This is a genomic window from Acidovorax sp. BLS4, assembly GCF_032929295.1.
Taxonomy (GTDB): domain Bacteria; phylum Pseudomonadota; class Gammaproteobacteria; order Burkholderiales; family Burkholderiaceae_C; genus Paracidovorax.
Window position 1 is genome coordinate 188538 of record NZ_CP136797.1, and the last position, 20382, is coordinate 208919.

A 20382-nucleotide genomic window follows, 5' to 3' on the forward strand; every position below is an offset into this window, starting at 1 on the left:
TTGGCAGGGGCCGCGCGGTATGGCGCCTCACTGGTGGGTGAAGGTCGCCTTGCGCTTGTTCACGAAGGCGTCCATGCCTTCCTTCTGGTCGCTGGTGGCGAACAGCGCGTGGAACAGGCGGCGCTCGAACATCACGCCGTCCGACAGCCCGCTCTCGAACGCGCGGTTGACCGACTCCTTGGCCGCCATCACGGCGATCTGCGAGAAGTCGCTGATCTGCAGCGCGGCGCCCAGGGCCTCGTCCATCAGCTGGGCGAAGGGCACGACGCGGCTGACCAGCCCGGCGCGCTCGGCCTCGGCGGCATCCATCATGCGGCCGGTGAGGGCCATGTCCATGGCCTTGGACTTGCCCACCGCGCGCGGCAGGCGCTGCGTGCCGCCGGCCCCGGGGATGACGCCCAGCTTGATCTCGGGCTGGCCGAACCTGGCGTTGTCGGCCGCGATGATGAAGTCGCACATCATGGCCAGCTCGCAGCCGCCGCCCAGGGCGAAGCCGCTCACCGCGGCGATCACCGGCTTGCGGATGGAGCGGATGCGCTCCCAGTTGCGCGTGATGTAGTCGCCCTTGTACGCATCGGCGAAGCTGTACTGCGCCATGGCGCCGATGTCCGCGCCCGCGGCGAAGGCCTTTTCGCTGCCGGTGACGATGACGCAGCCGATCTTCTCGTCGGCGTCGAAGGCCTGCAGCGCCTCGCCCAGCTCGTTCATGAGCTGGTCGTTCAGCGCGTTCAATTGCTTGGGCCGGTTCAGCGTGATGACGCCGACCTTGTCCGCCTCGATGCGGACCTCGATGACTTCGTAGGCCAAGGGGTATCTCCGTTGCTCGTTGTGATCGGCAGACTATACCCAAGGGGCTCCGGAAAGCCTCTGCAAGCTTTCTCTATTGGCCCGCGCCGCCGTCCAGCCAGCGGTTGGCCAGGGCCGCATCGGCCACCGACAGGCCGATGGTGTCGACCTCGGCCTCGGCGCCCGCATGGGCCGTCGAGGGCAGTTCCAGCGGCAGCTCCAGCAGCCGCCGGTCCCGCGCCACCAGCGCCGTCACGCGGGGCTCCACGCCAGCGTAGAGCGGCACGTCGTCCAGCCGCTGCACGCGCCAGGCCTCGCCCTGCACCTCGATCCCCAGCCATTCGTCGCCGGCCGCGAAGCCCGCCTGCTCTGCCAGGCCGCCGCGCAGCACCACCTTGATCTGCAGGCCCTGGCCCTCCGCCACCCGCACGCCCAGGCGCTGGGCCAGCTGCGCCGGCTCGCCCTGCAGCGTCACGCCGTTGGCCGCCAGCAGCTCGGCCAGGGGCAGGTCGTCGGTGCCGTGCACCCACTGCGCGATCTCGGTGGCGAACGAGCGGCCCGCCAGCGCCTGGATCGCGTCGAGCAGGTCGGATTCGGACATGGGGCCGGCGGCGCAGCGCTCCCACAGGGCTCGCATCACGTCGTCCAGCGTGGCCTGGCCTTCGCGGCGCAGCGCGAGGTCTAGGCACAGCGCCACCAGCGAGCCCTTGGTGTAGTAGCTCACCGTGCTGTTGGGCGTGTTCTCGTCCTGGCGGTAGTACTTGACCCAGGCGTCGAAGCTGGCCTGCGCCACCGACTGCACCTTGCGGCCGGGCGTCTGCAGCACCTGGTTGACGGTCTTGGCGAGCAGGCGCAGGTAGGTGGCGTTGTCGATCAGGCCCGCGCGGCGCAGCAGCAGGTCGTCGTAGTAGCTCGTGAAACCCTCGAAGAACCACAGCAGGCGCGTGTAGTTCTCCTGGGTGTAGTCGTACTGGGCGAACTCCGCCGGGCGCAGGCGCTTGACGTTCCAGGTGTGGAAGTGCTCGTGGCTCACCAGCCCGAGCAGCGTGTTGTAGCCCTCGGGCGCGCGTGCCTGGCCGATGCGCGGCAGGTCGCGCCGCCCGCAGATCAGCGCGGTGGAGTTGCGGTGCTCCAGGCCCCCGTAGCCGTCGTCCACCACGTTCAGCAGGAACAGGTAGTTCTGGTAGGGCGGCTTGCCGCTGCCGTGCCAGAAGCGGATGCCGGCCTCGCAGATGCGGCGCACGTCGGCCACGATGCGGTTGCCGTCGAACGAAGGCGCGGCGCCTGCGATCACCAGCCGGTGCGGCACGCCGCAGGCCGTGAAGCGGATGCTCCAGAACGGGCCCATCTCCACGGGGCAGTCCACCAGTTCGTCGTAGTGCTCGGCGCGGTAGGTGCCGAAGCCGGCGCGCGTGGTCTTCTCGGCGGCGAGCCCGGTGGCGACGGACCAGCGCGCCACGGCGGGCGTGCTCACGATTTCCAGGTCGTGTCGCGCGGCCTCCTGGCCGTGCACGCGCAGGCACAGGCTGGTGCCGTTGAAGAAGCCACGCGTGGCATCCAGAAAGGCGGTGCGCACCGAGGTGTCGTAGGCGCAGACTTCATACGTGAGCACCAGCGGGTGGTCGTTGCGGCACTGCACCTCCCAGCGGCACTTGTCCATCTGGGCGAGGGGCACGTCCTTGCCGTCCTGCTGCGCGCGCAGGTTCTGCAGGTTCTTGGCGAATTCGCGCACCAAGTAGCTGCCGGGAATCCAGACGGGCAGCGACAGCGCCTGCCGGGCCGCGGGCCTGGCCACCGTCAGCGTCACGCTGAACAGGTGGGCGTGCAGTTGCGCGGGCTCGACGCGGTAGTGGACGGCGGGGTGGGCGTGGCGAAGGGCGGACATGGTGCGTGCGGCGCTGAAGGGTCGGGGAAGGCCCGGGCCGGCGCAGGGAGTGGTCCGCGCCGCCCGGCGGTCAGGAGCGTGCGCCGCGGCAGCCGCCGCGCACGCCGGGGCTCAATTGCCGGAGCCGCCGGCGTCGGCCATGCGCTTTTCGACTTCCTGCGCGTTGATCGCACCCGGCACGCGGGAGCCGTCGGCGAAGATGATCGTCGGCGTGCCGGTGATCTTGTGCTTCTTGCCGAAGGCCAGGTTGCGCTGCACGGCCGCGGTGTCGCAGCTGGCGGCGGGTGCCGGCTTGTCGCGCACCATCTGGTCCTGCCAGGCCACCACGCGGTCCTTGGCGCACCAGATGTTGCGGGACTTCTCGGCCGAATCGGGGCTCAGGATGGGGTACAGGAACATGTACACCGTGACGTTGTCCACGTTCTGCAGGTCCTTCTCGAAGCGCTTGCAGTAGCCGCAGTTGGGGTCTTCGAACACCGCGATCTTGCGCTTGCCGTTGCCGCGCACGATGGTGAAGGCATCCTTGAAGGGCAGCGCGTCGAAGTCCACCGCGGTGAGCTTGTTGATGCGGTCTTCAGTCAGGTTGCGCCGGGCCTTGGTGTCGATCAGCTCGCCCTGGATCAGGTAGTTGCCCTTGGCATCGGTGTAGAACAGGTCGGTGCCGATGCGCACCTCGTACAGGCCCTGCATGGGCGTGCTGCGCACCTCGTCGATCTTCTCCAGCTGCGGAATGCGGTCGGACAGGGCCTTGCGAATGACCGTTTCCTGGGCGAACGCGCCGAGGGACAGGGTGAGCGCGGCGCCGGCCAGCAGGGAGGAGATCAGTTTCATGCGATTCTTTCGTTCTTCAACTCGTTGTTCATCAATGCGCCGCGGCGCTCGCCAGCGGCCCGCCTTGCGGCCCTTCGGTCCATCCCGTCAGCGCAGGCCCATGGCCTGGCGCGTCACCCAATCCTTGAGCGGGCCGCTGCGCTCGAAGCCCTTCATGCCCCAGTTGCGCAGCGCCATCAAAGGCCCCTCGCTGCGCGAGAAAAGCTGCTGCAGCCCGTCCATCGTCCAGCCCATCGGCAGCAGGGCCGCCTTGCGCTCGCGCTCGTACTGGCGCAGCAGCCGCAGGTCGCCCACGCCGCGCCAGTAATCGCGCCCGTTCAGCACGCGGGCCAGCGCCTGCGCATCGCCCAGCCCCAGGTTCAGGCCCTGGCCGGCCAGCGGATGCACGTTGTGCGCCGCATCGCCCGCCAGCGCCCAGCTGCGCGCGGCGCCTGGTTGGCCCGGCGCCGCCATGGGGCCGCACCAGCGGTCCGCGCGGGCCTGCTGCAGCGGCCAGGCCGTGCGGTCCGCGCTCAACTGCAGGGTGCCCAGCGTGTTCTGGCTGGCTTGCTGGATCTGTTGCTCGAATTCGGCGGGGTTCAGGGCCGCCAGGCGCTGCGCCCGGTCCTGCGAGACTGACCAGACGACCGCGACGGAGTTCCCCGCGGCGCCGTCCAGCGGCAGAAAGGCCAGGATGCCGTCGGGCAGGAACCACTGCCGCGCCACCTGGCCGTGGGGCCGCTCGCATTGCAGCCGGGTGGCGACCGCGTGCTGCCCATACGGCATGGTGGCGAAGTCCACGCCAAATTCCTCGCGCGTGCGGCTGGCGCGGCCCTCGCACACCACGGTGAGCGCGGCGGGCACCGGGGCGTCCACCCATTCGGCCTGGGGCTGGAACCGCAGGGCATCGGCCAGGCGGGCCTCCAGCGCGGGCACGTCCACGATCCAGGCCAGCGCTTCGGTGCCCTGGCGTTCGGCATCGAACGTCACCTCGCCGCCCTGGTCGCCATGCACCTGCATTTGCCGCACCGCGGTGGCGTGGGCGGCATCGGGCCACCCGCGCACCGATTCGAGCAGCCCGCGCGAGGCGGCGTTCAAGGCATAGGCGCGCACATCGGCCGCCGGAGGGGCGGGCGTGCCGACCAGGGCCACGCGGAGCCGTTCGCGGGCCAGCAACAGGGCCAGGGTGCGGCCCACGACGCCAGCGCCACGGATACATACATCAAAGGTTTGGGCCATGCCGGGCATTGTAGGAGCCGGCCAAGGCGGCACGGGCGGGCACAATCCCGCTTTCACCGATGGGTTTCGCGCCCGCGCCCCTGGAGCTTTTTCCCCGTGACTTTCCGCCCCGACCACGACCTTGCCGGCACCATCGCGCGCCTGTTCGTCCACCCCGTCAAATCCTGCGCCGGCATCGAAGTGCGGCAGGCGCTGCTCACCGACACCGGGCTGGACCTGGACCGCGCCTGGATGGTCGTGGACGCGGCCGGCCACTTCCTCACCCAGCGCACGCTGCCGCGCATGGCCCTGGTCCGGCCCCAGCTCAAGGTGCACGAAATGGTGCTGCGCGCCCCCGGCATGCTGGCGCTGCACGTGGCGATCGACCAGGTGGAAGGCCCGGCCACCGTGCGGCTGTGGGACGACACCGTGCCCGCCTGGGACATGGGCCCGCTGGCCGCCCAGTGGTTCACCGACTTCCTGGGCCAGCCCTGCCGCATGGTGCGGTTCGACCCCGAGCACCGCCGGCTGTCCAGCCCCAAGTGGACCGACGGCCTGGAGGTGCCCAACCTCTTTTCCGACGGCTTTCCGCTGCTGCTGGCCAGCCAGGCGTCGCTGGACGGGCTGAACGAGCGGCTGCGGGCCGCCGGCCACGCGGCCGTGGGCATGGAGCGCTTTCGCCCCAACATCGTGGTCGATGGACTCCACGCGCACGACGAGGACCGCATCGACCGGCTCTACATCGGCACCGGGGAGGGCGAGGAAGTGCACCTGCAGCCCACCAAGCCCTGCGCGCGCTGCCCCATCCCGGACATCGACCCGGCCACCGCCGCCAGCAGCCCCGAGGTGGGCGACATGATGCGCACCTACCGCCACGACCGCCGGCTGGGCGGCGCCGTCACCTTCGGCATGAACGCCATCGTGCGCGAAGGCGCGGGCCGCATGCTGCGCGTGGGCCAGCCCGTCGCGGCCGATCTGCGCTTCGACTGAATCGCCCGTTCGAAAAGGGTCGGGATCCGCCCGGCCGCCAGGGCCCCGGGCCCACCCCGTAAAATCGCGGGTTTGTCTCCCGAACACCTGAAAGCCCTGCCATGAGCCTGAAATGCGGCATCGTGGGCCTGCCCAATGTGGGCAAGTCCACCCTCTTCAACGCGCTGACCAAGGCCGGCATCGCCGCCGAGAACTATCCGTTCTGCACCATCGAGCCCAACACGGGCGTGGTGGAAGTGCCCGATCCCCGCCTGCAGCAACTCGCCGGCATCATCACGCCCGAGCGCATCGTGCCAGCCATCGTCGAGTTCGTAGACATCGCGGGCCTCGTGGCCGGCGCCAGCCAGGGCGAAGGCCTGGGCAACCAGTTCCTCGCGCACATCCGCGAGACCGACGCCATCGTGAACGTGGTGCGCTGCTTCGAGGACGACAACGTCATCCACGTGGCCGGCCGCGTGGACCCGATCTCCGACATCGAGGTCATCCAGACCGAACTGTGCCTGGCCGACCTCGCCACGGTGGAAAAGGCGCTCAACCGCTACAGCAAGGCCGCCAAGTCGGGCAACGACAAGGAAGCCGCCAAGCTGGTGTCCCTGCTCACGCCCATCCAGGCCGCGCTCGACCAGGGCAAGCCCGCGCGCACCGTGCCCTTGAGCAAGGAAGACGCCCCGCTGCTCAAGCCCTTCTGCCTCATCACCGCCAAGCCCGCCATGTTCGTGGGCAACGTGAGCGAAGACGGCTTCGAGAACAACCCGCTGCTGGAGCGCCTCAAGGAATACGCCGCCGCGCAGAACGCACCCGTCGTGGCCATCTGCGCCAAGATGGAAGCGGAAATGTCCGAGATGAGCGACGAGGACCGCGACATGTTCCTGGCCGAGATGGGCCAGGCCGAGCCCGGCCTGAACCGCCTGATCCGCGCCGGCTTCAACCTGCTGGGCCTGCAGACCTACTTCACGGCCGGCGTGAAGGAAGTGCGTGCCTGGACCATCCACGTGGGCGACACCGCCCCGCAGGCCGCGGGCGTGATCCACGGCGACTTCGAGCGCGGCTTCATCCGTGCCCAAACGATCGCCTTCGAGGACTTCATCGCCTTCAAGGGCGAGCAGGGCGCCAAGGACGCGGGCAAGATGCGCGCGGAAGGCAAGGAATACGTCGTCAAGGATGGCGACGTGATGAACTTCTTGTTCAACGTCTAAACAGGAAGCGCTTTTTTCAGGGTTCGCCCACGTTCACGGGCGTCGGCAAACCCTAAAAAAATGCACGCTGGTCTGGCGGTGTGCGGTCTATTGAGGACCAAGAGATGGCCCTGGCCTGCACTCTCTCGATACCTTGATCTCAAAAGCGGCGAAGCGGCGATTTTGGGATGGAGCCTGGCCGCAGATGCATTGCGCATATCCCAGCCATGCAGCTCGGCGGGCCCGTTGATCTGAAGCCCGCGAGGCAGGTTCTCTCAATCGGCGCCTCTCGGCCAGATCCATGCTTTTCGACTGAACGGCGGCTTTAGACTGATTGGCGCGAATGGCAACGCCAGCACTTTTGATGGACTGGCCCGTCTCGTGTGTCGAACGGTCCAAGATGGACCCATCCCAAGACTATCAAGGTCCTCTCGACAAGCTTCAGGACGCTAGGCGGGCGTCACGCCGGAGTGACTGAGGCGGTTTGCCGAATCCCCGCATGAACGCCTCGCGAAGATGGCGCCGATCGCGAAAACCCGTCTCGCGTGCAACCACCTCCAGCGGATGGCGGCTGCGCTCGATCATCAAGCGCGCGGCCTCCACGCGCAGGCGCTCTACCGCCCTGGCTGGCGACTGGCCGGTCTCGGCCGTGAAGACACGGCTGAACTGGCGTGGGCTGAGGTTTGCGGCCGCAGCGAGTTCTTCCACGCTCAGCGGCTGCGCCAAGTGGCTGCGGGCATGCTCCAGCGCCCGCGCGATACGGTCCGAGCGCGGTGTGAGGTTCAGGATCTCCGAATGCTGCGACTGGCCGCCCGAGCGGCGCTGGTGCATGACCAGCCGGTGCGCCACTGATCGCGCCACGTCGTCGCCCAGGTCCTTCTCGACGAGGCCGAGCGCCAGATCCAGTTCCGCCGTCATGCCGGCCGATGTCCAGATCGGGTCATCGGCAATGAAGATGCGGTCCGGTTCGACCTGAATATCGGGATGGCGCTGCTGCAGTGCGTCTGCATAAGCCCAGTGTGTCGTGGCGCGTCGCCCTGCCAGCAAGCCGGCCTCGGCCAGCACGAAGGCTCCGGTGCACAGGCCCACGGTCCGGCGCGCACGAGCGCTGCACTTTCGCAGCGCATGCAGCAGGTCGGACTGCGAGGGCGTGACCAACGGGTCGAGCACGCCGACCACCATCCAGGTATCGGCCGTGCTGCGTGCGGTGAAGGGATGCGTCTGCAGGGCCATGCCCAGCGATGCCTTCACGCTGCCGCCGGGCATCGAGTGACAAGCCACCTCGTAGAAGGGTTCGCCCGCCACAACGTTGGCGAACTCGAACACCGCCTGTGTGGCCAGAGCCATCACTTGAAAGCCGGCGGGCAGAACGTAGCCGATTCTGTGCATTTTTCACCTTCAATGGTCAATGGCATAAAACGTGACTATATGCGTCATTTGAGCCATTCGATAAACGAAGCAACATACGTTCCATCTCAACCGCAACCGCAACCGCAATACCACCATGACACAGACGAACCCTGGCACAGCCCTAATCACCGGAGCCTCCTCCGGCATCGGAGCCCTCTACGCCGACCGCCTGGCGCAGCGCGGCTACGACCTCATCCTCGTCGCCCGGAATCGGGAGCGCTTGAACCCATTGGCCAAGGACATCAGCAGCCGCCACGGCCGCGCGGTGGAGGTTTTTCCCGCCGATCTGAACAATGCAATGGAGTTGCGCAGCGTGGAAAACAAGCTCAAGCAGGATGCCAGCATCACTCTGCTGGTCAACAACGCCGGCATCGGCACGCATACGCCGCTTGTGGAGAGCGACGTGGAACAGATGGAGCGCATGATCGACCTCAACGTCACCGCGCTCACCCGGCTGAGTTACGCGGCGGTGCCCGGCTTCGTGGCACGCGGTAACGGTGCGTTGATCAACATCGCCTCCGTCGCGGCCATCTCGCCAGAAACCTTGAATGGCGTGTATGGCGGCAGCAAGGCTTTCGTGTTGGCCTTCAGCCAATCGCTGCAGCACGAGCTGGCCGGCAAGGGCGTGCGGGTGCAAGCTGTGCTGCCGGGTGCCACGGCCACCGATTTCTGGGCACGTGGCGGCCTTCCTGTGGAGCACTTGCCGGCGCAGATCGTGATGCGTGCCGAAGACCTGGTGGATGCTGCGTTGCGGGGGTTCGAGCGCGGTGAGTCGGTGACGCTTCCTGCGCTGCACGACGGCGCCCTCTGGGATACCTACGAAGGCGCGCGCAAGGCCATGGCGCCCCACCTGTCGAGCAACGAAGCGGCTGCGCGCTACCAGCCCTTGCGTTGAGCCTTCCCCGCACATTCAAGGAACCCCACTATGTCTCTGGCCAGTGACGATTCACTTTCTGCCATCAATATTCCCGGGACCGAGGAACACTTTCTCGATCCGCTCAGCCCAAAGAAGGGAGGCCTCGGGCGATTGCGCTATCTCTCCGGCGGAAAGGGGCCAGCCCTGGTTTTGCTGCACACCGTACGCACGCAGGCCGAGCACTTCCGCCACCTCATCCCGCTGGTCCGGGAGCGGTACACGGTGTATGCCCTCGATCTCCCTGGGATGGGCTACTCGGAGATCGTGCCGGGCGCTTCCTATGAAGAGCCCGCGATGCGCGAGGCGGTCAAGAGCCTCATCACCCGACTCGACCTGCGCGACGTGACGCTGCTCGGCGAGTCGATGGGCGCGACTCTCGCCCTCACCACCGCGGCCGATCTTCCCGAGCGGGTGCGGCGTGTCGTAGCGATCAATGCCTATGACTTTGAGGGCGGCATTGCGCGGTCCAGCCTGCTCGCCCGGTTTGTGGTGACCGGCGCGCTGGCGCCCGTGGTCGGCCCGACCGTCGCCGGAGTCCAACCCAAGCCGATCGTGCGTGCCGTGCTCCATGGGGGTCTCGGCGACACGGCCGCGCTGCGCGACGACTACCTTGATGAACTGTTGAAGGTCGGGCGTCGACCCGGCTATCCGGTCGTCGCACGTGCGGTCTACGGCAACCTGCCCAGCCTCATCGCGGCCCGCGCCCGTTACTCCGACGTCAAGGCCCCCATCCACCTCATCTACGGAGAGAAGGATTGGTCCAGACCCTCGGACCGACGAGCAAACAAGCAGCTTCTTCCCGCCGCCGAGTTTGTCCAGGTGCCTGGCGCCGGCCACTTCATTGTTCTTGAGCGGCCGGACGTGGCTGCCACGGTGCTGAACAACGCGCTGTGAGTTCAGAGCGTGATCTTTCGACTTCCCTGTAACGACCTGAGGTGCTCTCATGCCCAACCCTGACATCGTTCTCTGCTCGCCGGTCCGAACACCCATCGGAAGTTTTGGCGGCGCACTGAAGGAAATGCCGGCGTCCGCACTGGGTGCTGCCGTGGTTCGCGAGACCCTTCTGCGCTCAGGTCTGGCCGTCGAGGCTGTCGACACCGTGGTGATGGGACACGTGATCCAGGCCGGCGCTCGGATGAACCCGGCACGCCAGGCTGCCATCGGCGGCGGACTGCCTGTGCAGGTGCCCGCCCTGACGGTGAATCGTGTGTGCGGATCGGGTGCCCAAGCGATCGCAACAGCGGCACTCGAGATTGCGGCGGGATATGCCGCGGCTGCGGTTGCCGGCGGCATGGAGAACATGGACCAGGCACCCTATCTGGTGCCCGGCGCGCGCTGGGGACAGCGCATGGGGGATGCCCAGATGCTGGACAGCATGCTCCGAGACGGTCTGCATGATGCCTTCAGCGGTCAACACTCCGGCTGGCATACCGAGGATCTCGTCGCTCGGTACGGCGTCACGCGCGAGGACCAGGATCGCTGGGCCGCGCGTTCACAGCAACGGTTCAGTGCGGCTCAGGCGGCCGGCAAGTTCGAGCAAGAGATCGTCGCGATCGAACTTTCCGGCCGCAAGGGGTCGGTGAGTTTCTCCAGAGACGAAGCCCATCGGCCCGACACCACGGTCGAAGCACTGGCCAGGCTCAAGCCGGCGTTTCGAAAGGACGGAACGCTCACTGCCGGCAACGCGCCTGGGCTCAACAGCGGCGCAGCAGCGATGATCGTTGCCGAGCGGCGTTTTGCGGAGAAGCAGGGGCTCCAGCCCTGGGCGCGCCTGGTCTCGTATGGCATTGCGGCGGTTGAGCCGGGCATGTTCGGCATCGGGCCGGTGCCTGCGGTCCAACGGGCCCTGGAGCGCGCCCACTGGAAGCACACGGACATCCAGCGCATCGAGATCAACGAGGCGTTCGCAGCGATCACGCTGGCCTGCCTTCGTGAGCTGGACTTGCCGGAAGACATCGTCAACGTCGAGGGTGGCGCCATTGCCCACGGCCATGCCATCGGTGCAACCGGCGCGGTGCTGACCACGCGCTTGCTGCATTCGATGCGACGCGACGGCTTGCGGCGGGGCATCGTGACCTTGTGCATCGGTGGCGGTCAGGGCATCGCGCTGGCACTCGAAACGCTTTGATGGAAAGCATGGGGATGCTTCAATGACCGCTTGGAGCGGATGCACTGGGCAGCCGCTGATGGCCGGACAGCGGTCGTGTGGGGAGGACCCTGACCGTCCGAAAGCGCTGCATGGGCGACCTCCCAGTTGACTCGACCAATGCACCTTCTGGGTCGATTGCAGCGCCTGACTGTTCGTCGGTGTTCACCTTCATCCGTTGGATTTCCAGGGCCGGCCGGTGGCATCAAGCGTCAGAGCAAGACGACTACCCATCGAATCCTGTGCATGCCTGAGCGCCCAGACCAGCGCCCGAAGGCTGCCTGACGCAGCCCCCGGGCGCCCCCGGTCAGCGGGGCCGGAAGGCGTAGACGTCAGGATTCCACACCTGCCCGCCCTCATCGTTCTGGCACGAGAACCCAAAGCCCGAGAACACGTACATCACCCCGCCCACCGCGGCCGCGTTGGTGCGTTTGATCGCCGGGAAAGCGTCGCCACCCGGGGCCAGCAGGCGCCATGTGCGGTCGTGCAGGTTGAAGCGCCACAGTTCGGACGTGGCGTTCTGCGGGAACGCGGCGCCGCAGCCGGAACTGCCCCCCGGCAGGTCGCCCCCGGCCATCAGCAGCGCGTGGCCGATCTGCACGGTCGATCCCTGGTGGCGGGGAGCATCGACGTTGTCGGCTTCGGCGGGTGTGATGTTCTGCCACTGGTGGGTGGCGAGGTCGAAGCGCCAGGTGTCGTTCAACGAGACGAAGCCGTCGCTGTCGCTGAATTGCCCGCCGTACAGCGTCAATTGCCCGTCCCATGCGCGCCCGGCCGCCGCGGCCTCATGGCGCGAGGTCGGCGAGTTCGCGTCGCCATTGGCGATGATCTGGGTCCACAGGTTGGTGCGCAGGTCGAAGGCCCACAGGTCGTTCAGGGTGTGGAAGTCGGTCTGGATGCCGCCGAACACATAGACCTTTTCGCCATCCACCCACATGGCAGGGCGCGATCGGGCCGAAGGCCCCGGATTGCCGGGTTGCAACTGCGTCCAGCGGTTCACCAGGGCGCTGTAGGCCCACAGGTCGTCGAAGAACGTGAGCGAAGAGAGGTCGGCGCTGTAGTTGGCGCCGCCGAACACCAGCATCCAGTGCCGCGCCGGCACGGCGGCACTCGCGGCGAAGGCCCGGGCCGGCGGCTTGGCGCCGGAGGGCGACAGCGGCGTCCACCGTGCCAGGCGGGGGTCAAAGCGGTACAGGTCGTCGTAGAACGTGTTCTCGCCACTGGCGAAATCGTCCTTGACCCCGCCGAACAGGTAGATGGACCCGAGGACCGGCGCCACGGCGGGCGTCGAACGCACGGACGGCCCCTCGCCCGTGGTGACCAGCCGGGTCCAGCGGCCGTCTGCTTCTAATGCTTCTGCTACTGCGCTCCCATGCGCCTGCGCCCCGGGGGCGATCAGCGCCAGGGCCATCCCCAGGCCCCACAGAAATCGTTTCATGAAATTCCTCCGTTGTAATGATTGAAATGAACCCGGTCGTCCGGACTTCTCCGCGAACGACCGCGCGCAGTCTATCTTTCCGCTGTTCGGAATATTGGATCGGTCACCACTGGATGCATCTGTAACCTGTGCAGGCTTTCCAAGGGCTTGCGCGCTGCAGCCAGCGGCGCTGGCATCGTGGTGCGGCGGTCCCCCTTGGGCGGCTTCGGATGTTCTTCGAGTCCTACAGAGGGTCTGCGTGGCTTGGGCGACAGTCAGCGGGTGCGGCACCAAGCCCGCTGGGCCTCGCTGGCGCTTCGCGTGTCGATGGGTTGGTTTCACACAAGCGCCGGTCGATCGGCGGAACGAAGAAGGATGCAGAGTTGGACAAACGCATGGCACCGAAGACCATCCTGCACCGCGTGCGGCAAATCGCCTGGTCCGTGCCGGGGCTGCCCGTCATGGCCCTGGCGGTCCGCAACTACATCCTCCACCAGAGCGCCAACCAGGCCGGGAGCATGGCGTTCTCGTCGGTGCTGGCGATGTTCCCGCTGCTGATCCTGTTGTCGGCCACGGCGGCCTATGTGGGCGAGCCGGGGGACGCGGCGGCCCTGGCCCAGCGCGTGCTGGAATACGCGCCGCCGGTGGTGCGCGACGCGATGCAGCCGGTGATCCAGCAGGTGTTGGCGCAGCGCAACCAGGCGCTGCTGGCGATCGGCTTTCTGGTCACGCTGTGGACGGCGTCGTCGGGCATGCAGGCGGTGCGCACGGCGCTCAACCGCTCGTACGGCATCGAGCGCGGCCTGCCGTTCTGGAAGGCGCGCATCAAGGTGACGGTGTTCACGGTGGTGGTGGGCGGCGGCATCTTCGCGGCGTTCAGCTCGGTGATCGTCATGCCTTACGTGTGGCAACTGCTGGAGCGCAACGTGGGCGTGGGCCAGGAGACGCCCTGGCTGCGCAACAGCGTGCGCTACGGCTCGGCGTTTCTGGTGCTGACGGTGCTGTACGCGCTGCTCTACGGCTGGCTGCCGGATCTGCGGCAGCGGCTGCGCACCGTGGTGCCGGGCGCCATCGTGGGCGCGGCGATGTGGGTGGGGGCGGCCGCCACCCTGTCGTACACGCTGCGCAGCGCCGGCAAGCTCGCGTTGGTGTACGGCAGTTTCGCGGGCGTGGTGGCCACGCTGGTGTTCCTGTACATCAGCGCCACCACGTTGATCTTCGGCGCGGAGATCAACGGGGTGCTGCGCGACGGTGTCGAGCCGCTGGAGGCATCGCCCGAAGCGCTGACCGAACCCTCTGAATCCGAGCCGCAAGCGGTCCCGGCGACCGGCTCTCCTCCATCGCCGCAAAGCCAGGGGTGACTGGCGCGGGCTTCGCGCCGATGCCTGCTTCCCGCAGGTCCATCCCGGCCCGGACAAAGTGCGGTGCCTTGGCCGCTGACCGCTGACCGTTCTTCGCGGGCACTGCGCACCGGAGCCGCTGGGCCGCATCGTCCATCCTTCCCTTGAGCGCCGAAGTGCGCCCGGCCGCCGTGGCCGGGCCCGCATGCGCGTGGCACCGCGCAGTGCCGCGACATTCTTGCGACATGCCGTCCGTACGCTGCGATGGCTGCCCACCCGGGCGAACGATTCCGGTCGGTACCGGCCTCTCGTTCCCGGTGCGCGGCGCATCTTTGGAACCCTTCAGCACTTCTGGCGCTTATGAACACCTCTTGCTCCGTCCTGGCCTGCCTCCTCACCCTGCCCATGCTTGCCACGGCGCAGACCGCATCGCAATCCGAGTCGCCCTCGTCCCCGCGCTGGGGCCTGGGCCTGGGGCTCATGGTCAAGGACAGCCCCTATGCCGGCGAAGGCACCAAGACCACCGCGCTGCCGCTGATCCGCTATGAAGGCGAGCGGTTTTACTTTCGCGGGCTGACCGCCGGCGCGCATCTGATGCACAGCAAGGGCTTCAGCCTGGATGCCATCGCCTCGCTGCGCACCGACGGCATCTCGGCCAAGGACTTCGGCGTGCAGGAACTGGCGCGCAACGGCATCAACCGCAGCCTGCTGGAGGACCGGGATAACGGCCTGGACCTGGGCGTGGCCGCGTCCTGGCGCGGCGCGGCCGGCGAATTCGAGCTGACCGCCAAGGCCGACGTCACGGGCGCGAGCGAAGGGTTCGAGCTGAGTGCCAGGTACGGCCACGGCTTCCAGCTCGGCCGGGGGCGCCTCACCCCCAGCATCAGCGTGAGCCATCTGTCCAAGGACATGGCCAACTACTACTACGGCACCTTGAACGAAGAAGTGGCGCGGGGCGTGGTCGATTACAAGCCCGGTGCGGCGACGATCCCCAAGCTGGGCCTGACCTACGTGCACCCGATCGGCCAGCACTGGCAGTTCATGACGGCGCTGCAATACAAGGTGCTGCCCAAGAAGATCACGAACAGCCCGCTCCTGAAGGCCGGCACGAACGGCGAAGGGTCGGTGATGTTCGGCCTGTCCAGGAGCTTCTGATGCGCGGCGGTCCGGAACGACAGGCATCGGTGCCTTCCGTGGGGACGGGCGCGACCGTGGGCGGCGCCGCGAATGCGATCAGGCCGGCCTCCCCGGCCGGGAGCTGGCTGCTGGCCAAGGCCTACATGTCCGTGTACGGCCACGGCAGCCCGCGCACGGCGGGCCGTGGCGAGCAGGCACCGGACCCGCTGCCGCTGACAGGGGCGGCGGCCAGCGCCGATGGCGCCACCGGAGCGGCGCTGTGATCGCCGCCGTGCTGGCGGGCCTTGCCGGGGCCTGGCTGGTGGCCATGGCCTATGTGTACCGGTTCCGGGGCCGGGCGCGGTACGCCAGCGTGCAGCAGTATTGGCGCAAGAGCTGGCCGGTGTTCGCGCTGCCCAATGCCGTGCTGTATCTCTTCACCCGGCGCTGGGCCCGTGGCCCGTTCGTGCCGGTCGATCGCTGCGCCCCGCTTGCGCAGCTGGCGCAGCACTGGGAAACCCTGCGCGATGAAGCCCTGGCCATGCAGGCGCACGGGGGGTTCGACGAGGCGCGGCGCCAGGGCTCGCCCGCCTCGTTCGACGTGGGCTTTCGCACCTTCTACAAATACGGCTGGAGCCGCTATTACCTGCATTGGTATGGCTACACCTACCCATCGGCGATCGCCAGCTGCCCCCGAACCCTGGAGATCCTCTCGCGGTTTCCCGACATCCGGGCGGCCATGTTCGCCGTGCTGCCCCCGCGCTCGGGGCTCACGCCCCACGCCGATCCGCTGGGCTGCTCGCTGCGATACCACCTGGGGCTCGCAACGCCCAATGCGGCGCAGTGTTTCATCAACGTCGATGGCATCGAGCGGGCCTGGCGCGATGGCGAGGCCTTCGTGTTCGATGAGACCTACCTGCACTTCGTGACCAACGACACCGACGCGCCGAGGCTCATCCTGATGTGCGACGTGCGCAGGCCGATGGCGCTGCCCGGGCGCGTTTTCAATGCGGCGTATTCGCTGCTGGCCCGCGCGGTCCAGACGCCCAACGATGCCCGCGACCGGCGCGGCCTCGCCAGTGCCTTGTTCGCCGCGCTCGCCCCCGTGCGCGCCCGCGGAAAGCAGCTGCGCGAGCGCAATCGCCCTCTCTACAATGCCCTCAAGTGGGGCATCAACCTGGCTTTGCTGGGTGCGGTCTTCGGCATCGCCGCCGGCGCCCTGGTGTCGGTGCAGTGGCTTCTGCCGGCGTGACTGACCGTCGAGGCCTTCCATCCCCTTGCTGTGAAACTGCCTGTCCAGTGAACGCCAGCCTCGCCCATCCCGTCCCCCTGCAAGTCCTCATCATCGAGGACAACCGCGCGCTGGCCGCGAACATCTTCGACTACCTGGAGGCCTGCGGGCACGTGCCGGATGCGGCGCCCGATGGCAACTCGGGCCTGGATCTGGCCATCCGCCACCGGTACGACGCGATCGTCCTGGATTGGATGCTGCCCCGGATGGACGGCATGAGCGTTCTGTGCAAGCTGCGGCAGGAGCATGCCTGCTTGACCCCCATCATCATGCTCACCGCCAAGGACCAGCTGGAAGGCAAGCTGCTGGGCTTCGAGAACGGGGCGGACGACTACTTGGTCAAGCCGGTGGCCCTGCCCGAGCTCGAGATCCGCCTGCGGGTGATGGTCAGCCGTGCCCAGGCCCGGGCGGCGGCCGGGCGCACCTTGCGCGTGGGCGATCTGGCCTACCACCTGGACACGCTGGAAGTGACGCGGGGCACGCGCACCGTCGCGCTGTCGGGCACGTCCCGAAACATCCTGGAGCTGCTGATGCGCGAATCGCCGGGCACCGTGCGCCGCGACCGGCTGGAGCGCCTGATCTGGGGCCAGGACGTTCCCGACGCAGACCTGCTGCGATCCAGGATGCACCTGCTGCGGCGAGAGATCGACCAGCCCGGCGAAGCCCGGCTGCTGCACACCGTCACCGGGGCCGGCTACCGGCTGGGCGGGGCTTCGGCGTGAAGTGGCCATGGCGCGTGCAGAGCCTGCAGTGGCTGATCAACGCCACCTTGCTGATGTTCGGCGCCATGCTCGCCCTGGCGCTGCTGGTGCAGGGCAAGCTGAGCCAGGGCCTGGTCGAGCACCCCATCTGGCACCACCTGCTGGAGTCGGGCACGCGCAGCGTCCTGCAGTCGTCCCGGCCCGATCTGAGCGACACGCTGCCGACCCAGGGCACGGTCAAGGGCTGGCTGCTGCCAAGCGGCGCCACGGCAGCGCCCGGCATGCCGGCGTTCTTCGCCGCGCTGGCCCCGGGGTACTACACCGAAGGCCAGATCGAACAGATCGCCGATCCTTCGACGTTCGCGGTCGCGGTTTCGATTCTCACGCCCCGCAAGGCGCCATTCGCCAGCGCAGGCGATGCGGCGGACCGCGCCCGCAGCTACACGGTCATGGTCACGGCCGTGCCGCAGGGCCGGCTGATCATGTCCATCGATCTGACCGAACTGGAGGACGAGCAGAACCGCAGCGTCCAGCTCAGCGTGCTGTTCATGCTGTTCAACCTCCTGATGATCGGTGCGGTGATCTGGTGGCTTCAACTGAGCCTGACCCGGCCCGTGCAGGACCTGGCGCGGCGCATGCGCGAGCTCGATCCGCTGAAACCCTCGCAGCGCCTGCCCGTGCGCTACCGCAAGAGCGAACTCAACGTGATTGCGCAAGAGGCCAATGCGCACCTCGAACGGGTGGAACTGGCGGTGGAGCGCGAGCGCAGCCTGCTCGACCAGGCGAGCCATGAATTCCGCACGCCGCTGGCCATCATCTCCGGGGCGGCCGATGTGCTGCACCAGCAGGCCTTGCCCGAACGCGCCCAGCGGCCCCTGCACCGCATCGACGAGGCGGTGGAGAACCTGACCCAGATCATGGAGGCGCTGCTGTACCTGTCGCGCGAGCCCAGCCCCGAAGAGCGCCGGCAGGTCACGTTACTGCACGCGCTGGTTCCCGACCTGGTGCGCGACCACGCCTATCTGCTGTCCGGAAAGCCCGTGCGCTATGTGCTCGATGCGCTGGAGCCCACCACCTTGATGGCGCCCGAATCCATGGTGCGCATCGCAGCGGGCAACCTGTTGCGCAACGCCGCCGAGCACACGCACGAGGGCGAGATCCATGTCTCGATCACCGGCGCCACGCTGTGCATCCGCGACACCGGGTGCGGCTTCGACACGGCGCAGTCCGCCCACCGATTCACCGAGTCGTTGAAGCAATCGCGCAAGCGCGCCGGGGGCGCAGGCATGGGCCTGTTCCTGACCCAGCGCATCTGCGAGCGGTTCGGCTGGCGGCTGGTGCTGGAGTCGTCGGTCTCGGTGGGCACCTCGGCCATCCTCCACTTCGAGCCGGGGCCGGTCAGGCCGGGGTAGGGGACTTTCAGGGGCCTCACCGGCGGGTGCCTCCATCCCCACCGGCGGGTGCCTCAAGGGACGGCGGGCGAGAAGGCCTGCCTGCCCGCATGGACGGACCGCGGTGCTGGCGCATGCCGGGCGCAGGGGAGACTGCGGTGCAGGGTGTTCAAAGGACTTGGGGTCAAAAAGGCCGTCAGCGCATATTCCACTAGGGCGTTGCGCTATTGGATTAATAGCAAATGGAATTCAGCGCCCGGCCTCGGGCCAGAGGTACAGCAGCCCGGCCGTCATGGCCAGGTAGCGCCCGAACTTGCCCACCGCCATGTAGGCCACGCAGGGCCAGAAGGGCAGCTTGAGCCAACCGGCCACCGCGCACAGCGGGTCGCCCACGACGGGCAGCCAGCTCAGCAGGCAGGCCTTGGGGCCGAAGCGCTGCAGCCAGGCGAGGGCGCGGGGGTTGGAATGCTCGCCCCGGGCGCGGTCCACGGCCTTGTGCGCGCCCAGGCCCATCCACCAACTGAGGGCGCCGCCCAGCGTGTTGCCCGCGGTGGCCACCAGCACGGCGGGCCAGAAGAGTTCCGGGTTGAGCTTGATGAGGCCGAACACCGCGGGCTCGGAGCCCAGCGGCAGCAGCGTGGCGGAGATGAACGACACCATGAACACCGTGCTGAGGCCGTACTGGGGCAGCGCCAGCAGGTCCATGAGGTGGTTCATCCAGATTTCCATAAGTGGGGCGCAGTTTAGGGGACGCCGGCGCGCCTTCGCTGTCGGACAGGCGCTTGGGCTCCGCTACGATCCCGCCCCGGTGCGGCCCACCGGTGGGCCGCCGCCGCACACCCATACAAGAGGAGGTTCCCCACCATGCAATGGTTCGATGTTTCCGTCCCGGCCGTGCGCCGGGCCCTGGCCGTGGGCGCGCTCGGCCTGGCGTGCTGGCTGGCCGGTGCGGCGCAGGCCGCTGTCCTGCACCTGGAGGGGCCGGGCGGTGCCCGGCAGGTCGAGACCGAAACGCTGCTGCGTCACCCCGAGGCGCGCGACATCGACGTGCCGGCGGACGTGGCCTACCACCGGCCCATGCGCTACCGCGCCGTGCCCCTGGCCGCCGTGCTGAACGGCCTGGGCCTGGGCGCGGGCGACGTGCTGGAGGCGGTGGCGCTCGATGGCTTCGTCGCCCAGTTGCCCGGCGCGCTGGTGCTGCGCCCGGGCCGGGGCCAGGCCTGGCTGGCGGTCGAGCCGGCCGGTGCGCCCTGGCCTGTGCTGCCGGGCAAGGCGTCGGGCCCCGGGCCGTTCTACATCGTCTGGCCGGTGGCCGACGGCGTGCTCAGCGAGCAGTGGCCCTATGCCGTGGCCCGGCTGCACGTGCGCGAGGCACCGGAAAAGCGCTGGCCCCGGATCGGCGTCGCGCCCGAGGTGCCCGCGGGCGATGCGCGCCGGCGCGGCCAGGCGATCTTCGTGGCGCAGTGCTTCGTCTGCCACGCCATGAACGGCGGCGGCGAAGCGCGCCTGGGGCCCGACCTGAACCTGCCGATGAGCCCCGTGGAGTACTTCCAGCCGCAGGCGCTGCGCCAGCTGGTGCGCAACCCGGCCAGCGTGCGCCAGTGGCCCGGGCAGTCGATGCCCGGCTTCGCGCCGGACCGGCTCAGCGACAGCGATCTGGACGATCTGGTGAGCTACCTGCAGCACATGGCCCGCGAGCGCCGCGGGGCGCGCTGAACAACGGTGCGGCGGGCCGCCGATGGGGGGCCGTGGCCGCGCCGGACGCACTTTTCATTTGCTGAAATTTTGAG

Annotated in this window: 19 protein-coding genes; 12 read left to right on the forward strand and 7 right to left on the reverse strand. The window is 68.3% G+C overall.

Annotation, left to right across the window (positions count from 1 at the left end):
- Nucleotides 1–27: 27 nt before the first annotated feature.
- The 4 genes from R1Z03_RS00845 to R1Z03_RS00860 form a co-directional block, all read right to left on the reverse strand.
- Entirely contained in the window at nt 28–807 is a 780-nt protein-coding gene (locus R1Z03_RS00845; RefSeq protein ID WP_284393162.1) for an enoyl-CoA hydratase, read from the reverse strand.
- 73 nt (nt 808–880) lie between these two features.
- On the reverse strand, nt 881–2671 hold the full coding sequence (locus R1Z03_RS00850; protein ID WP_317356139.1) for a peptidase M61: 1791 nt from the start codon (nt 2669–2671) through the stop codon (nt 881–883).
- A 111-nt stretch (nt 2672–2782) separates the two neighbouring features.
- Nucleotides 2783–3502, reverse strand: a complete 720-nt coding sequence (locus R1Z03_RS00855) for a DsbC family protein (RefSeq protein WP_284393166.1) — start codon at nt 3500–3502, stop codon at nt 2783–2785.
- Between the two features lie 87 nt (nt 3503–3589).
- Entirely contained in the window at nt 3590–4720 is a 1131-nt protein-coding gene (locus R1Z03_RS00860; RefSeq protein WP_317356140.1) for an FAD-dependent monooxygenase, read from the reverse strand.
- 96 nt (nt 4721–4816) lie between these two features.
- Here R1Z03_RS00860 and R1Z03_RS00865 point away from each other — a divergent pair, with 96 nt between their 5' ends.
- Both R1Z03_RS00865 and ychF read left to right on the forward strand, forming a co-directional pair.
- On the forward strand, nt 4817–5689 hold the full coding sequence (locus R1Z03_RS00865; RefSeq protein WP_317356141.1) for an MOSC N-terminal beta barrel domain-containing protein: 873 nt from the start codon (nt 4817–4819) through the stop codon (nt 5687–5689).
- A gap of 101 nt (nt 5690–5790) precedes the next feature.
- Nucleotides 5791–6885: a redox-regulated ATPase YchF gene (gene ychF / locus R1Z03_RS00870; protein ID WP_272567328.1), complete on the forward strand. Its 1095-nt coding sequence runs from the start codon at nt 5791–5793 to the stop codon at nt 6883–6885.
- 420 nt (nt 6886–7305) lie between these two features.
- Here ychF and R1Z03_RS00875 read toward each other — a convergent pair whose 3' ends face one another.
- The gene (locus tag R1Z03_RS00875) at nt 7306–8253 is read right to left on the reverse strand and encodes a GlxA family transcriptional regulator (RefSeq protein ID WP_317356142.1); all 948 of its coding nucleotides are present in this window, start codon (nt 8251–8253) and stop codon (nt 7306–7308) included.
- 115 nt (nt 8254–8368) lie between these two features.
- Between R1Z03_RS00875 and R1Z03_RS00880 the strand changes: the two genes are divergently transcribed.
- The 3 genes from R1Z03_RS00880 to R1Z03_RS00890 are packed head-to-tail and all read left to right on the forward strand — an operon-like array spanning nt 8369 to nt 11318.
- Nucleotides 8369–9169, forward strand: coding sequence for an SDR family oxidoreductase (locus R1Z03_RS00880; RefSeq protein WP_317356143.1), 801 nt, complete (start codon nt 8369–8371; stop codon nt 9167–9169).
- Between the two features lie 30 nt (nt 9170–9199).
- Nucleotides 9200–10084 (forward strand): alpha/beta hydrolase, encoded by an 885-nt coding sequence (locus R1Z03_RS00885; protein ID WP_317356144.1) that lies wholly within the window; start codon nt 9200–9202, stop codon nt 10082–10084.
- Nucleotides 10085–10133: 49 nt separating this feature from the next.
- Nucleotides 10134–11318, forward strand: coding sequence for an acetyl-CoA C-acyltransferase (locus tag R1Z03_RS00890; RefSeq protein ID WP_317356145.1), 1185 nt, complete (start codon nt 10134–10136; stop codon nt 11316–11318).
- Between the two features lie 325 nt (nt 11319–11643).
- On the opposite strand, the gene R1Z03_RS00895 is transcribed toward R1Z03_RS00890, so the two are convergent.
- On the reverse strand, nt 11644–12774 hold the full coding sequence (locus R1Z03_RS00895) for a kelch repeat-containing protein (RefSeq protein ID WP_317356146.1): 1131 nt from the start codon (nt 12772–12774) through the stop codon (nt 11644–11646).
- Between the two features lie 374 nt (nt 12775–13148).
- Between R1Z03_RS00895 and R1Z03_RS00900 the strand changes: the two genes are divergently transcribed.
- The 6 genes from R1Z03_RS00900 to R1Z03_RS00925 all read left to right on the forward strand — a co-directional run bounded on the left by R1Z03_RS00900 (nt 13149) and on the right by R1Z03_RS00925 (nt 18613).
- Nucleotides 13149–14114: a YihY/virulence factor BrkB family protein gene (locus tag R1Z03_RS00900; protein WP_317356147.1), complete on the forward strand. Its 966-nt coding sequence runs from the start codon at nt 13149–13151 to the stop codon at nt 14112–14114.
- Between the two features lie 339 nt (nt 14115–14453).
- Nucleotides 14454–15248 (forward strand): MipA/OmpV family protein, encoded by a 795-nt coding sequence (locus tag R1Z03_RS00905; protein WP_317356148.1) that lies wholly within the window; start codon nt 14454–14456, stop codon nt 15246–15248.
- Nucleotides 15248–15493: a hypothetical protein gene (locus R1Z03_RS00910; protein ID WP_317356149.1), complete on the forward strand. Its 246-nt coding sequence runs from the start codon at nt 15248–15250 to the stop codon at nt 15491–15493. The genes R1Z03_RS00905 and R1Z03_RS00910 overlap by 1 nt, the downstream gene beginning before the upstream one ends.
- Complete coding sequence (locus R1Z03_RS00915) at nt 15490–16461, forward strand: aspartyl/asparaginyl beta-hydroxylase domain-containing protein (protein ID WP_317356150.1); 972 nt, start codon at nt 15490–15492, stop codon at nt 16459–16461. The genes R1Z03_RS00910 and R1Z03_RS00915 overlap by 4 nt, the downstream gene beginning before the upstream one ends.
- A gap of 77 nt (nt 16462–16538) precedes the next feature.
- On the forward strand, nt 16539–17222 hold the full coding sequence (locus tag R1Z03_RS00920; RefSeq protein ID WP_372588260.1) for a response regulator transcription factor: 684 nt from the start codon (nt 16539–16541) through the stop codon (nt 17220–17222).
- Nucleotides 17219–18613: a HAMP domain-containing sensor histidine kinase gene (locus R1Z03_RS00925; RefSeq protein ID WP_284408044.1), complete on the forward strand. Its 1395-nt coding sequence runs from the start codon at nt 17219–17221 to the stop codon at nt 18611–18613. The genes R1Z03_RS00920 and R1Z03_RS00925 overlap by 4 nt, the downstream gene beginning before the upstream one ends.
- A 228-nt stretch (nt 18614–18841) precedes the next feature.
- On the opposite strand, the gene R1Z03_RS00930 is transcribed toward R1Z03_RS00925, so the two are convergent.
- On the reverse strand, nt 18842–19321 hold the full coding sequence (locus tag R1Z03_RS00930; protein WP_372588224.1) for a YqaA family protein: 480 nt from the start codon (nt 19319–19321) through the stop codon (nt 18842–18844).
- 135 nt (nt 19322–19456) lie between these two features.
- On the opposite strand from R1Z03_RS00930, the gene R1Z03_RS00935 reads away from it, so the two are divergent.
- Nucleotides 19457–20308, forward strand: coding sequence for a cytochrome c (locus tag R1Z03_RS00935; RefSeq protein WP_317356152.1), 852 nt, complete (start codon nt 19457–19459; stop codon nt 20306–20308).
- The last annotated feature ends 74 nt before the right edge of the window (nt 20309–20382 follow it).